This is a genomic window from Mesorhizobium sp. U510, from assembly GCF_059180695.1.
Genome location: NZ_CP180531.1, coordinates 343,837 through 357,728 on the forward strand (window position 1 = coordinate 343,837; position 13,892 = coordinate 357,728).

The following is a 13,892-nucleotide window of genomic DNA, read 5'->3' on the forward strand; positions in this document are numbered from 1 at the left end:
GGCTCTGGCCAGGCGCTTCGCTATCAGCCAGAAGATGTCGTGATGGAAGAGGCGAGCATCGCTCGCCGACCTGCCTACCGGCCCCGAAAGAACCGGCATCGGCGATGCTCGCAATTCTGGAGGCCGCGGTCATTGTCGCTTTCCGCCGCAAAATGACGCTGTCGCACGACGCTGCCTCTAGGCCACCTCGAAGAAGAATGAACCGGACCATCAGAGGCGCCATCCTCAAGCGCTCTTACGACGACGAGAGCCAAGCAATCGTCGCGCCAAGTCGCCGTCGCTTACAACTTCGCCCGCATGAGCCGCACCTCGAGGTTTGACCTGCGAGTCCGATGGGGCATCGACAACGGGATGGTTTCGAACTCGACCTGATCCAGCAAAGTGCCGGGACTGAACATCTAGGAACAGAGGTAGTGTAAAAGGTTTTGCGCCAATTGCGCCGTTGGCAGGAACTGGCACGGCTGCACGACGTTTCCAGGACACGCAGTCAAGGAGTGCTAGAATGCAAACCTCACCAGCGAGTCCCGAGTATCCTCCGACCGCGCCTGCCATCCTTCCCTTTCATGGTACGGTGACGGTCAGATTCTCTGACGCCATTGTTGCGTCAAGCGAGCGCGCAAAAATGCTCTACGAAGACGGGCGAGATCCGGTCTTTTACGTCCCGTTCGAGGACATCTATCTCGAGCTTTTCGAGAAAACCAACGCCACCTCGGAGTCCGCATGGGGCACGGCCGGCTATTGGCGCGTGCATGCAGCCGGTGCATCGGCTGACAATTTCATGTGGGCCTACGAGACTCCCGAAACGGCCGCCCTGGCCATCGCCCGGCACGGCGCTTTCGACCCGCACAAGGCCCGCATCGACGCCGATCCGGCCGAGGACAAGCAGCATACCCCGCACCTCCCCGAATAGTCATGTAATGGGAAGCTGATAATGCCGGACATGTTTTGGCATGTGGACACAGCAAAGGAACTAATCAATGCGCCCAAAATCATCGCGCGATATTCCGGGACAAAAGCCTCGCAAGGACAGGGATCGTACTAGCCGGAAGGCCGCTGTTAAAACCCCGGATAAGACCAACGACTGGGATCGAGATGCAGTCCACGGTGAGGGCGAGTCGATCGGAATAGAGATTGAGCAAGTAGAGATTGAGCAAGGGATCGAGTCTAAATAGGCGTTTATTCAGGATTGTCGAAGGGCCGAATTGAGCCACTCGTACAAGAATCCCAGGGCGTCCCGAGATCAGCAATTTCCCGTACCAGATTACCGGCGCACGAAAACAGAGCGGTCGAAAATCGGATTGTTCATAGGATCCTCCAAGTCAACGAACAACTGAGTTTTTGATGCAGGCCAGCCATATGGTCAGCGCCCGAGCGCGATGATGACGGCACGCTTTCCTAACTGCCCGCGCGGCACCGCTTTGCGCGACGGGTCCGCATTTGGAACACAGTCATGCTGGGAAATTGGGGCCGCACTTGTCCCCTTCTTGCTCTCCGTGAGACCTTGCAGGCGGCGGGCTTTTGCCTATCGCTCTGCTAGGACCGCCGGCGGTACGGATTCAAATAGGATTTGTATTAATCTGGTGCGCTCCGGAGGACCGGCTTGGCTCGCTGCAGGTCTCGGACGCATAGCAGATAACCCGCCGCCACAGAGGGCGGCGGGCTGTTCTCCTACCAGTCTTGCCTGGTGTACCAGTCGTCGATATCCCGACGGGCGCGGTCGCGTTCGATGCCGTAGCGCTCCTGGATCTTACCTTCGAGTTGATCGCGTTTGCCAGCGATGCGATCAAGGTCATCATCCGTGAGTTTTCCCCACTGTTCTTTGACCTTACCTTTGACCTGCTTCCAGTTTCCCTCAACGCGGTTCCAGTCCATCACGACCTCCTTCATTCGAAAAAGGATCGAACGTCGTTTTGCTGCGGAAGTTCCAGGCAATCGGGTGCCGAGCCCGAGCCACGAAAGTCCCGCGTATTGCCGAATGAATCATGGGCAGCGCGTATTCGTCTATCGACGAAGCCGTCAACCTTCCTTCCCATAGGTTGGACCGGCCCGGGATGCGGAAAGGGCCCCTAAATTGCCCAAGTGTCGCATCTTTAATAGCCGCTACAGCAATAAGTTGCATAACACACAGTCTGGAATTGGCAATCGCGAAATCAACCCGCTCGCTGAACAGCCGTGTTCGCCTCATTCCTCAACTTTTCAAACCGTGATTGGCAAATCATTTCGATACCACCGATCAGGTCGGAGACCCGCACTGCAACCCACTGAAGCGCTTCGCGAGTGATCTCGAAGTGCCTCGAATAGCGCGCTTTCACATAAGCCACGTTGATGATGTTGAGCCAAGCTATGAAACACTGCTGGTCGCGGGGCCAAACTTCGGCAAGTTCCTGTGCTTGATCTTCAGCGAGGCTGCGAAGAAATTTGATGTTGTGAAAAGCAGGGCTGTAGTTCGTTAGAACCAGCAACAACACCGCATAGGCCTGCTCGATTGATTGGTGAAGGAGAAAGGCCAATTCCTTGAAGTTGGATACGCTGGGAAGAAATCCAGGCCGTCTTTGCAAATATTCAGGCGTGCGGCAGCCTGTCTACTCAACGTATGTTTTTCAGCGGAGCTTGGCTGCGCTCCGGTCGAACTGGAGCGTCCGAAACCTGACGTGATCATGGTCAGCCCTTCTCTGAAGGAGCGTAGCTCTTAGGGCCCAACGAGGGAACGATCGCTTCAAATTGATGACGGCGGGAGGCTGTCATCATGGCCGCTTCAAACGCAGCAATCATAACGACGACGCGTCCTAGGGGTCGAGCTTCACCACGAAACTGCCGGCACAGGCCGGTTTCAAGAAGGTTTTGCCCCAACCCATCAGGAGGCCAAACCGCGCACGCCTACAGGTTGGAGAGCCCCCCTTTCGGCCCCCAGCCTTAGAATACGGCTTGTCGTGCCGCGCTTAATCCGATGCCCTTTCTTTCCTCATGCAGACGGCAGTCGGCGAGGCGTCGCTGGCTTCAGCTATACCGTAGATCGTAGTCTTGCGAAGCCCTTCGATATATTTGCCTGCTGGCATGGTGGCGTGGCGCTAGCGCCCTTGACGCGTCTCAAGCCCGACTTCTCTGGTCCGACTATTCGCCAGGGTCGAATTCACCTTTGAACAAGATCGTCTCCACCGGCCCAAGCGGATTAGCGATCCGCCTCGCCAACACTTCGACGAGTGTACGCCCGACCCCTGCCATGTCGACAGAATGAACGCCAATTTTCGCCGGCAGGAAGCGTGCCAGTCGCGTGCTGTCACGACTGACAATGTGGACGTCGCTCCCCGGCACAAGACCTCTTTTGCCAAGAACGTGTAACGCCCCAAGAAGGCCCAGTTCGTTGGCGCATGCCAAGCCTGTCGGCGAATTTGACGACCCCAGCAGGCGATCGAACCAGGCGGCGCTCGATTCCATGGTGAACATGCCATGGCCGATCAGCGATTGGTCGATCGGAATACCGGCCTCCGCCAGCGCATTCTGATACCCGGAAAGACGCATGGCACTCGCCTGATCCTCCGGTACGAGAAGTTGCAGTGCAATGCGTCGACAGCCCTTATCCATCAGCCGTCGGGTTGCCTCGTAGGCAATCTGTTCGTTGTCGACATCGACATAGGGGTATGCGACGTCCAGGTCGGTTCTCCCGAAAGCGACAAATGGCATGCCTTGGTCCAGCAGCAGCTTGACGCGCGGATCGCCCGACACCATGCGCGTGATGATCAGTCCATCTGCGCTGCGCGCTTGAAGCTGCCGCTGCACACTCTCAACGGGATCGTCGTCGGGAGTGGTGGAATAGATGGACAGACTGTAACCGGCGTGCCGCGCCGCCAGCGTCATGCCTTCGATCAAGGGAAGCTTCAACAGATCGGACAGATGGTCTTGTGTCTCCATCGGGTATACTGCCGTCATCGCCAGTGTGCGACCGGTTTTGAGCGCACGAGCATGATGATCTGGCACATAGCCAACCCGCTTTGCCGCTTCCTTGACGCGGGCTATGGTCGAGGGAAGGACTTCTGGCCCGTCCTTCAGAGCGCGCGACACCGTGGTCACCGAGAGGGACAGTTCCGCCGCGATCTGTTTGAGATTGGCCATTCTGTCCTGACTTTTATTTGCGAAAAGCGCTGGCTGAATTTTGCTGGAGCGTTCGTGACGTTACCGGATTCGATGTCCCGGTCAATTCAAACTCCTTCACGGAAGCATCTTGACTCTGGTTTCGATTAAGTGCAACCGTAACGTTACGATTAAAAATAGATGGCTCTTTTGAGCGCCATTTAATAATTCTAGGGAGGAGAACCTATGTCCTGGCTACGCATTTCCTTAACAGCATTCGCAATCTCGGCTGCCTTGCCCGTCCATGCCCAGACGGTCACCATCACGACCGCTGGCGGCGACTATGGTAACGCCATCAAGGAAGCCATGTGGGGCCCTGCTGCAAAAGAGCTTGGCTACGATGTTCGAGAAGAGACCCTGAGCGACGGCCTGGCCGCCTTGAAGATGCAGGTCACCTCGGGTGCTGTCACGACCGACGTCATTCATCTAGGCTCACCGGAAGGCGCACAGGCGGCCGCGCAATCACTGCTGGAGCCGCTCGACTACAAGATTATCGATTCCAAGGCCGTGCCGGAGGGCGCAAAATCAGACTACTGCTATCCGTTCGACTCCTATGGCACCGTCTTGTCGTGGAACACCAAGACCTATGGCGAGAACCCGCCGAAGACGTGGGCGGAGTTCTGGGACGTTGCCAAATTCCCGGGCCGTCGCGCCCTGCGCGCCAATGCGCAAGACTCGATCGAGATCGCGCTGCTCTCCGATGGCGTGGCGCCCGCGGACGTCTATTCCGTGCTCAGCACGCCGGAAGGTCTGGAGCGCGCCATCAAGCGGCTTGAAGCGATCAAACCGAATGTCTCGGTCTGGTGGACCTCGGGCGCTCAGTCTGCGCAGTTGCTGAAAGACGGTGAGGCGGATCTGGTCATCACCTGGAACGGACGGGCAGAGACTGTGAAAAAAGATGGCGGCGCGGCCGACTACACGTTCAAGGGTTCCGTCATTGGCACCGACTGTCTCGGAGTGCCGAAGGGGGCGCCGAATAAGGAAGCAGCCATGAAGCTGATCGCGGCGATGACACAGCCCGCGCGCGTGGCGAAGCTGACCGACTTCATCGCTTATGGCCCGGTCAACCCTGCTGGCTATGAGGGTGGCCTTATCCCTAAGGACCGTCTGAAGACCCTGGCGACCGCGCCTGAAAACGCCGGCACCTCGGTGTTTTCGAACGCTGACTGGTGGGTCAAGAACGGCGAGGCCGCTCAAAAAGCTTTCGATGAAATGATGAGTCGCTGAGTCTATGGTGCATCAGCTCTAGACGTTCGAGCCCATCATGAAGTCGCTCCCGATCACCATCGCCAGCGTGTCCAAGGCCTATGGGTCCTACGTCGCGCTGGATGATGTCTCGCTCGACATTCAGGCTGGCGAATTCCTCACTTTGCTGGGGCCGTCGGGGTCGGGCAAGACCACGCTGCTCATGGCTCTGGCCGGTTTTGTCCGGCCCGATTCCGGCAAGCTCCTGTTGGCGGATCGGGACATCACCCGTCTGGCCCCCAACAAGCGCGACATCGGCATCGTATTCCAGAGCTACGCGCTGTTTCCCCATATGAACGTCCTGGCGAATGTCGAGTATCCGTTGGCGCTACGCAAGACGCCGAAAGCGGAGGCCCGGCAGCGGGCGCTTGATGCTTTGGCTCGCGTGAAGCTGGAGGGTCTGGCGGAGCGCAACATTGCCGCACTGTCCGGCGGCCAGCGCCAGCGGGTGGCGCTGGCGCGAGCCATCGTCTTCGAACCACGCGTGATGTTGATGGACGAGCCGCTGTCGGCGCTCGACAGAAACCTGCGCGAAACCATGCAGTACGAGATCCGGCGTCTGCACGATGACCTGGGGATCACCACGATCTATGTGACGCATGACCAGCGCGAGGCGCTGACCATGTCCGACCGGGTTGCGGTGATGAATTCCGGCCGCATCCAGCAGATCGACACGCCACAGCAAATTTATGATCGTCCATCGACCCGCTTCGTCGCGCAATTCATGGGCGAGGCCAACATTCTGGCCCCGGGCTCGGTGCGCACAATCGACGGCGGCGATGCGTTTCGCGAGACCCTGATGATCCGCGCGGAAAGCTTCCACCTGGATGTCAAGCTCGTCGGGCGAGACGGAGCGGCGCTCGACGGAATGCTGCGCGCCAAGGCGTTTCGCGGCGAGAACTGGCTTTTGACGCTGGCGCTTGATGATGGGCAGGAGGTTCTTGTCTGCATTCCGTCAGCACTTGCCGGCGGCTGCGCCGAGCTTGCCGCCGGTCAGCGGCTGACCGTGTATGCATCGGCGGCCAAAGTTCACGCGATACCGGGAGCAAGAGCGTGAGCGTGACCGTCATGGCGGATCCCGCGCTCGCGGCAGACGCACGACGAGAGCGGCAGTTCTTCCTCTCGCTTTCGCTGCCAGCGCTGTTCATCGTTGGGCTGGCGGCGATACTGCCCATCCTATGGATCATCCGGCAATCCTTCCTGACCACGGGGGGCGAATACACCGTCGGCAACTACGAGAAGGTGCTTTCGAGCGGGCTGACATGGTCGGCACTCGTCACAACCCTCGAACTGTCCCTGGGCACGCTGGCGGCCTGCATTCTTCTCGGTACCCCCCTGGCGCTCGCTCTGGCCAGCGCCAGACCAAGGGTGGCCAATTTGCTGATGGCCTTCGTCATGCTGCCGTTGTGGACCTCCATTCTGGTGCGCACCTATGGCTGGCTCGTGCTGTTGCGGCGCGATGGTCTGATCAACGCGGCTTTGACGGGTTCAGGCCTGACAGTGGAGCCATTACCGCTGGTCTACAACTTCACCGGAACGCTCATCGGCATGGTTCACTACATGCTGCCACTCTTCCTGCTGCCCGTTTATGCCGCGATGCGCGATATCGACGCAAACCTCGTTCGCGCGGCGGCGAGCATGGGCGCCACTCTCGGCCAAACAATCCGCACGGTCATTCTGCCTCTCTCGGCCGGCGGCATCTTCTCGGGGTCGATCATCGTCTTCATCTATACGCTAGGCTTCTTCATCACGCCGGCCGTGCTGGGCGGCGGCAAGGTAAATCCTCTCTCCACCCGGATCGAGCGCACGCTATCGACCTTTCAGGATTGGGGTTCGGCGAGCGTCCTGGGCATTCTCCTGCTTGTTCTTATGGCGCTGATCGGTGTGATGTTGCTGACGGCAAGGCGACTGATGGCGCGCAACAAAGTCGGTGCGGCCCATGCTTGAGGCCTATCCGGACAACAGGCTCGCCCGCATCCTCCTCTGGAGCTTTGCTGTTCTCGTCATGGCATTTCTGATGTTGCCGACGCTCGTGGTGGTGCCGCTTTCCTTTTCGGCGTCCAATCTGCTCGAGTTTCCGCCGCACACCTACTCGTTGCGCTGGTACGAGAACTTCTTCGGCTCGGCAACATGGATGGCTGCGCTCAGAACCAGCCTGATCCTTGGGACGTTGACGGCGTTGATCGCGGTGCCTTTTGCGCTGCTGGCCTGCATTTCGATAAATCGTCTCGGCGGAAAAGCCGCTGTTGCCATTCAGGGCATTCTGCTCAGCCCGTCCATCGTCCCAGGAATCCTGCTTGCGATCGGTCTCTTCTTTGTGCTGGCGGCGCAACATCTGGTCGGAACGCTGTTCGGTGTGCTGGTTGGGCATGTGGTGCTGGCCATTCCTGTCGTGTGCATTGTGCTGCTGCCCGCTCTGGCCCGCTTTGACTGGAACCAGGTTCAGGCGGCGCGCAGCCTAGGCGCGAACTGGGCGAGAGCCATTGGCGGCATAATTGTCCCGCAGCTCCGGATCAGTCTGCTGTCGGCCATATTGATGGCCTTCCTGACGTCACTCGACGAGTCTGTGATTTCGATCTTCGTCTCGAGTGGTCAAAACAGCACGCTGCCGAAACTCATGTTCATATCTCTGCGCGATCAGATCGATCCGACCATCGCGGCGATCTCAACGGTGTGGACCGCTATCGTCGTGGTCGTCGTCTTGATCGTGACCTTACGCCAAAAATCCTGACCGAGATTGGAAACATGCTCACAAATCTGCACGCAGCCGGTGCGCCGGCCGATCATTCAGCGGACATACCTCAGGTAGGATTGGCCATCATCACCGGGTCGGCAAACTGGGGGCTGGCCTTTCCGGAAGATGTCGAATTCGATGGTGTGCGCACCTTGCGGCGTGACATCAGTTTTGAAACGCCTTTCGGTCGCAGCGACAACTGGAAGCTGCTCGAGTTCGATGCCTCGACTACCGCGGAAGGCAGAACGAAACGTGGGTTGTGCATGTATTCGCACGGCAATCCCCGCGACCATATCGACCATTCCTGCCATCGCCGGGCGTTCTGGGTGTTGATGACCGCGGGTGTAAAGCAAGTCCTGTCCTGCTCGACCGTTGGCGCCGTCAATAAGGCGATCCAGCCCGGTGACATGGTGGTGAACGCCGATATCATCGAACTGTCGCAGACCCCGTTTTCACTGCTTCCAAACCGCCAGAGCTTCGACTGCTCGGGCAAGCAGATCGTCTGTCAAAGATGTGCGGCGGTTCTGGTTGAGACGGCCCGCCGTCATTGGCCAGCCGAATGCCGCGTTCATGGCATCGAACAGCAGTTGGTGGCTGCCCATTGTTATGGGCCTCGACTGACAACCCCGGCCGAGGCTTTGGCGTATCGAAGCATGGGAGCGGATGTGCTCAATCATTCGATCGCCCCTGAGGCGACCCTGTCGCGCGAGATCGGCGCGTGTTTTGTGCCTCTTGCTTTCGTGACCGCCGGTTTCAACGACTATATGGACCGCAGTCGCCAGGAATTGCTGCAGGAGCATGTGTTGCCGAGCCTCTCCATGACCGCCTCGAGGGTGGCGCTGGAGACCGCGGCACGACTTCCAGCTGACCCTGAATGCTCTTGCCAGGGCTTGAAGTCGCCTCAGCCGGCAGAGCGTTCTACTCGGTTCTGAAGCAGCGACGGAGTCTGGATTTGTCGCTCACGACGAAGCTCGCGTCGAACTGAGAGTTCGCATTTGAACGCCCTTGCTCGAAGCGTCCGGTCCGCTTCCGGTCCCCATTTCAGACCACGAGTCATGCTCCATATCGCACATAGATCAGCCTCAGGCCTTGAGGCTGATCGGGTGCCGGCAGTCACCTCTATTGGCGGTGCTGCATTTCCTTGATGACGATGTCTCCATCAACGACGATCGGCTCGTCATCCAGGAAAAGACTGCAGCCACGCATCGGAATGTCGAGGTGGCAGGCGGTGTCGTTGGGACCGCCGAGTTCGTTGTTCGGGCCCGTCGAGAACATTACATTGCCGTAGAAGGAGCGCAGCTCCATGCCCATGCCGCCGGGAAATTGCGTCAGGCCGTGCCACTGCGCCCGATGATCGAGCCCCCAGCCGACATGGCTCATGCCCATGCCGCGTGGGTCCTTGAACTCGCCCATGTAGGATTTGATCAGCTCGGCCTCGAGGCCGCCGCGGATGTCTTGAACGAAGCCCTTTTCGATCGTGTAGACGACCGGTTCGCGCACGTAGGTGTTGAACGGCAAAAGCACGTCGCCAGGCGCTAGCACGATCTTGCCGTCGACGCCGTCGTCGGCGCCGCCGGTGAAGACGAAGGCGGCCGGCCAGTGGTCCCAGCGCCCCGGCTGGTCGGTGTAGCCGTATTCGCCGACCGTCGGATAGACGCCAAGCCTGTAGACCACGTCGGTGCCATGGCGGGACGTGATGCGCATGGTCTTGGCCTTCGATAGAAGCGCCTCACCGACCTCTACGCGCTCGCGCAATTCCTTGGTCGGCAGCAGCCTGGCAAGCAGCGGCGCGGGTTCGATCGCCGTCAAAACGCGCGCGCCCGCAGCCTGGATCGCCATCTGCTCCGGGCTGAACAGAAGGAAGACTAGGTCGACGACCATGTCGGCCTGCTTCAGCGCTTCGACCGCCTCAGGATTGGCGGCCAGGCCGGTCTGGCCGACCGCCCAGGCGCCATTGCCAGGCAGCGGCGAGGGCAGGCGCATATGGTACATGCGTGCGCCCAGGCGCTGGCCGGCAGCAAGGAAGGCGTCGGCATAGTCGAGGCGCTCGCCGCCCTGTGACAGCACGATAACCTTCTCCCCCTCGCGCACACGGCTGAGCGTGAGCTGGTGCAGGCAGATTTCAGTCAGAACGTTGCGGTCCATCCAGCGATCTCCTTTGCAATACGGGCGGCGTCGCGGCCCAGTTCATGGGGTTCGGTTATACATTGTGCTCGAGCGACGTTCGCCGGGCGGCGCGCCCGATTTCTTCCAACGCCTCCTTCAGGCCGACGACGTCGCCATATTTGGCATTGATGTCGAACAGGTTGGCCTCGTGCGGCCCGGCGTGCCGGTCGCCAACGCAATCCCTGACCACGATGGTTCGGAAGCCGTGCTGGACCGCGTCGACGACGGTTGCGCGGATGCAGCCGCTGGTCGAGCAGCCGGCGAGTATGACCGTGTCGATGCCATCGGCATGCAGCATCGGCGCGAGGCTGGTGCCGAAGAAGGCGCTGGCATACTGCTTGGTGACGACCAGTTCGCGCGGCAACGGTTCGACGCCGTCGCAGAATTCGGCCAGCGGACTGCCGGGGACGAGAGCCGCCATCACCGGCGCCTTCTTCACCCAGATCCCGCCGTCGGCGCAGTTCGGCGCGCGATAGAGGATGTTGGTATGGATCACCGGCATGCCGGCTTGGCGCGCCGCCGCCAGCAGCCCGGGCGTGCGTGCGATGGCCTCCACCACGCCTTGCGCGAAGAGAGGTGCGCCGGGGGTCGTGTAGGCCTTCATGAAATCGATCACCAGCAGCGCCGGCCTGCGCCCGAAGCCGATGCGGTGACCCCAGACACCGCTGTAGTTCTCGGTGGCCGCCTGCGTTTCGGCGTCATTGGGAATTGCTGGCTGTGTCATGGCCGCCCCCCACAGTAGGCGCCCGAAAGCAGCGCGCCGGCGCCGGGAACGACCGGCTCCAGGCCGAGCGCCTTCAGCAGGCCGTAGGTGGTCGCGACCGCCGCCGTAAGGACCGGTTTTCCAGTCTGGGCTTCGACCTTGGCGACGACCGGCAGCGACGGCATTTGCACGCAAGCCGACAGTACGACGACGTCGACGCCTTCGAGGTTCATGCCGGCAACGATGCCTGGCAGGTTTTCCGGATCGTGCCGCGCCACGTCAAGGTTGTCGGGGATTTCCAGCGCGCGCCAGTCGACGACCTCGAACCCCTCCTCGCGGATGTAGTTGACCACGAGTTCGGTCAGCGGGCGCATATAGGGCGCCACGACGGCAATGCGCTTGGCCTGCAGCACCTTGAGGCCGTCGATCAGGGCGCCAGCGCTGGTGACGACGGGGATGTCCGCGCCATTCTCCTGCGTACGGCCGCGCAGCCGCGCCTCCGACTGGCGATGATAGCCGAGCCCCGTCGCCATGATGGCGACCAGGCAGGCATAGCCGAGGACGTCGACGCGGGCATCCGAAAGCTCGGCGGCGCAGCGATCAAACTCGCCGTCCATGGCAGCCAGCTCGTCTTTGCTCACCGTTTTCATGCGCATGCGGCTCGAATGGAAGGTGAAACGCTCGGGCCGGATGCCTTGGCGCGCCAAAAGCATCGCCGGAATCTCGGTCTCCATCGTTGTGTTGGAGCTCGGCACGATCTGGCCGACCCGGAACGGTTTCATGGTCATGCCGCTTGCCTCGCTGCCAGAGCGGTTCCGAGCAGCCGGTCGGCTGCGTCTAGAAACCCTTCGAGATTGTCCCAGGGGATCATGTGTCCGGCGTCGGGCACGCGCTCGATACGGATGCCTGGGTTGAGAGACTGAATTTCCGCTTCGTCAGCAGGTTCGATGACGCCGCCGCGCGTCGCCACCATCAGGCCCACTGGGAGGGAAAGATCAGCCAGATCGCAATGGATGTCGTCGGTGTGGAAGCCCTCGAAGGCGGTTAGGATGGCGGGTTCGTAGCAAGTGTGCAGCCACTCGGCTCTAAGCGCGAGCTGTTCGCGGCTCCAGGTCGGGCAGAAGGCGCGCATCGCCTCGGCGTCCATGCCCCTTTGCGCCTGTCGTATCGAATCCACATACCAGGCAAGCTTCGAAGGGTAGGGGCGCCGGCCCGGACCCGAGACGGGCGGGTCGACCAGCAGCAGCCGTGCCATACCGGCCGGGTTGCGCGTCGCCGCGCGGACCGCGATGCGTGCGCCCATGGAATGGCCGAGCACCGTCACGCCGGAAAGACCGAGCGCGACGATGAAGCCGGACAGGTCGTCGGCCAGACTGTCGAGGTGGTAGTCGAGGCCTGGGCCGGATTGCGACAAGCCGCGGCCGCGCGCATCGAGGACGTAAACATCGAATTCGCGAGCAAGCCTTTCGGCAACGAAGCCCCAGGTCACGGCTGGGCTGGTGATGCCCGGCACCAGCACCAGCGGCGCTCCCGTGCCGTGATAAGGCAAATAGTGCTGGCGGATGCCGTTAGCGGCGACATTGGCGCCTGTGACCGCTGCCGTGCTCATTGCGCCGCCTCACTGCTGCGCAACTGCGTCTGGTAGACGTCATAGCCGAACACCCAGGCCGGATCTTCTTGGCTGCGCAGCCAAGTGTTGGCGTTGGACACTGCCTGGACATGCGAGGCGCGGTCCCTGCGGTTCGCTTCGTAGAGGGCGAAGGCGGTGGCGTAATCCTTGGTCCCGGTTTCACCCAGGCATCGCGCCAGCATGGCGGCATCCTCGATGGCCATGGCCGCGCCCTGTGCCATATGGGGCTTCATCGGGTGGCAGGCGTCGCCGAGCAGCACCATCCGCCCTTCGCTCCAAACCGGCAGCGGCTTGCGGTTGAGAAGCGGCCATTTGGTGACCTCGTCGCTGGCGTCGATCAGCGAGTCCAACACCGGATGGCAGCCGGCAAAGGCATCGCGCATTTCTTCGCGGCTGGATGGCACGAACGCGCCGTATAAATCCCAGGCCGGATGGGGGACGCCGGTGACGTAGTAATACTCGCTGCGGTCCGCGGTGGTATGGTAGACCATCATGTGGCGGTCCTCGAACCACCATTTCACGCAATCTTCGAAGTCAAGGCCGTAACGTGCCAGCTTCGCGGACGAGATCACTGCCCGGTGGGCGACCCAGCCGCTGTAGTTCGGCTTTTCCTCACCGAGCAGGGTTTCGCGCACTTTCGAATTGATCCCATCGGCGCCGATCACGATATCGGCCTGGACCCGCGTGCCGTCGGCGAAGCCCAGGTCGATTCTGGAGCCGTTGTCGGTCACCGCCTCGAGGCGCTTGCCGAAATGCAGGTGTTCGGGCCGCAGCAGCGAGACTTGAAGTGCGTGCAGATCACCGCGATGGACGGTCACATAGGGTGCGCCATACTCTTTTTCGGCGAACGCGCCGAGCCGAATTCGGGAAAGATATTCGCCAGAGCGCCCGTCACGGCTGAACCAGAAATCGGGCTTCGATCCCATGGCGACGACAGCGCCGTCCATCCCGAGCTGACGAAACACCCGCATGACATTGGGACCCATATGGATGCCAGCGCCGATGCGTGAGAATGCGTCCGCTTGTTCGAATACATCGACCTGAAAGCCGGCTTGCTGAAGAAGGCCGGCAGCGGCAGCGCCTCCGAGGCCAGCGCCAATGACGGCAATTTGCGTTTGGATTGGCATGGGCTTGTCGATCCTCCCGTATGAGATCACAACTGCGACAATCTGCACATTTAGAGTGTACACACTGTAAATGTCAATCGAGAAAACGGAGACTCGGTAAAAATTTGTTGCTCGCGAGGGCTTTGACACAATCGTGGATACGAGTATTATAGTGTATGC

Annotated in this window: 14 protein-coding genes; 6 read left to right on the forward strand and 8 right to left on the reverse strand. The window is 60.6% G+C overall.

Annotated features, from left to right (window positions below; all coding sequences use genetic code 11):
- Nucleotides 1-502 precede the first annotated feature (502 nt).
- The gene (locus ACLGL5_RS01720) at nt 503-910 is read left to right on the forward strand and encodes a DUF427 domain-containing protein (protein ID WP_494372692.1); all 408 of its coding nucleotides are present in this window, start codon (nt 503-505) and stop codon (nt 908-910) included.
- Between the two features lie 758 nt (nt 911-1,668).
- On the opposite strand, the gene ACLGL5_RS01725 is transcribed toward ACLGL5_RS01720, so the two are convergent.
- The 3 genes from ACLGL5_RS01725 to ACLGL5_RS01735 form a co-directional block, all read right to left on the reverse strand.
- Nucleotides 1,669-1,872 (reverse strand): CsbD family protein, encoded by a 204-nt coding sequence (locus tag ACLGL5_RS01725; RefSeq protein ID WP_199200826.1) that lies wholly within the window; start codon nt 1,870-1,872, stop codon nt 1,669-1,671.
- Between the two features lie 278 nt (nt 1,873-2,150).
- Nucleotides 2,151-2,510, reverse strand: a complete 360-nt coding sequence (locus ACLGL5_RS01730) for a HEPN domain-containing protein (protein ID WP_494372693.1) — start codon at nt 2,508-2,510, stop codon at nt 2,151-2,153.
- A 601-nt stretch (nt 2,511-3,111) separates the two neighbouring features.
- The gene (locus ACLGL5_RS01735) at nt 3,112-4,110 is read right to left on the reverse strand and encodes a LacI family DNA-binding transcriptional regulator (RefSeq protein WP_019863899.1); all 999 of its coding nucleotides are present in this window, start codon (nt 4,108-4,110) and stop codon (nt 3,112-3,114) included.
- Nucleotides 4,111-4,314: 204 nt separating this feature from the next.
- Here ACLGL5_RS01735 and ACLGL5_RS01740 point away from each other — a divergent pair, with 204 nt between their 5' ends.
- Genes ACLGL5_RS01740 through ACLGL5_RS01760 form a run of 5 tightly spaced genes read left to right on the forward strand, consistent with a single transcriptional unit; the run spans nt 4,315 to nt 9,039 of the window.
- Nucleotides 4,315-5,355, forward strand: a complete 1,041-nt coding sequence (locus tag ACLGL5_RS01740) for an ABC transporter substrate-binding protein (RefSeq protein WP_494372694.1) — start codon at nt 4,315-4,317, stop codon at nt 5,353-5,355.
- A 37-nt stretch (nt 5,356-5,392) separates the two neighbouring features.
- Nucleotides 5,393-6,430 (forward strand): ABC transporter ATP-binding protein, encoded by a 1,038-nt coding sequence (locus ACLGL5_RS01745; RefSeq protein ID WP_494372695.1) that lies wholly within the window; start codon nt 5,393-5,395, stop codon nt 6,428-6,430.
- A 2-nt stretch (nt 6,431-6,432) separates the two neighbouring features.
- Nucleotides 6,433-7,320 (forward strand): ABC transporter permease, encoded by an 888-nt coding sequence (locus ACLGL5_RS01750; protein WP_032920945.1) that lies wholly within the window; start codon nt 6,433-6,435, stop codon nt 7,318-7,320.
- On the forward strand, nt 7,313-8,104 hold the full coding sequence (locus ACLGL5_RS01755) for an ABC transporter permease (protein ID WP_019863895.1): 792 nt from the start codon (nt 7,313-7,315) through the stop codon (nt 8,102-8,104). Before ACLGL5_RS01750 ends, ACLGL5_RS01755 begins: the two co-directional genes overlap by 8 nt.
- A gap of 14 nt (nt 8,105-8,118) precedes the next feature.
- Nucleotides 8,119-9,039 (forward strand): phosphorylase family protein, encoded by a 921-nt coding sequence (locus tag ACLGL5_RS01760; protein ID WP_019863894.1) that lies wholly within the window; start codon nt 8,119-8,121, stop codon nt 9,037-9,039.
- 187 nt (nt 9,040-9,226) lie between these two features.
- On the opposite strand, the gene ACLGL5_RS01765 is transcribed toward ACLGL5_RS01760, so the two are convergent.
- Genes ACLGL5_RS01765 through ACLGL5_RS01785 form a run of 5 tightly spaced genes read right to left on the reverse strand, consistent with a single transcriptional unit; the run spans nt 9,227 to nt 13,733 of the window.
- A complete protein-coding gene (locus ACLGL5_RS01765) occupies nt 9,227-10,252 on the reverse strand; it encodes a 2,5-dihydroxypyridine 5,6-dioxygenase NicX family protein (protein WP_019863893.1) in 1,026 nt (341 codons plus the stop codon).
- A 55-nt stretch (nt 10,253-10,307) separates the two neighbouring features.
- On the reverse strand, nt 10,308-10,997 hold the full coding sequence (locus ACLGL5_RS01770) for an N-carbamoylsarcosine amidohydrolase (RefSeq protein WP_019863892.1): 690 nt from the start codon (nt 10,995-10,997) through the stop codon (nt 10,308-10,310).
- Nucleotides 10,994-11,764: a maleate cis-trans isomerase family protein gene (locus tag ACLGL5_RS01775; RefSeq protein WP_494372696.1), complete on the reverse strand. Its 771-nt coding sequence runs from the start codon at nt 11,762-11,764 to the stop codon at nt 10,994-10,996. Before ACLGL5_RS01775 ends, ACLGL5_RS01770 begins: the two co-directional genes overlap by 4 nt.
- Nucleotides 11,761-12,585, reverse strand: a complete 825-nt coding sequence (locus ACLGL5_RS01780) for an alpha/beta fold hydrolase (protein WP_019863890.1) — start codon at nt 12,583-12,585, stop codon at nt 11,761-11,763. The genes ACLGL5_RS01775 and ACLGL5_RS01780 overlap by 4 nt, the downstream gene beginning before the upstream one ends.
- On the reverse strand, nt 12,582-13,733 hold the full coding sequence (locus tag ACLGL5_RS01785; RefSeq protein ID WP_027047904.1) for an FAD-dependent monooxygenase: 1,152 nt from the start codon (nt 13,731-13,733) through the stop codon (nt 12,582-12,584). Before ACLGL5_RS01785 ends, ACLGL5_RS01780 begins: the two co-directional genes overlap by 4 nt.
- Between the last annotated feature and the right edge of the window lie 159 nt (nt 13,734-13,892).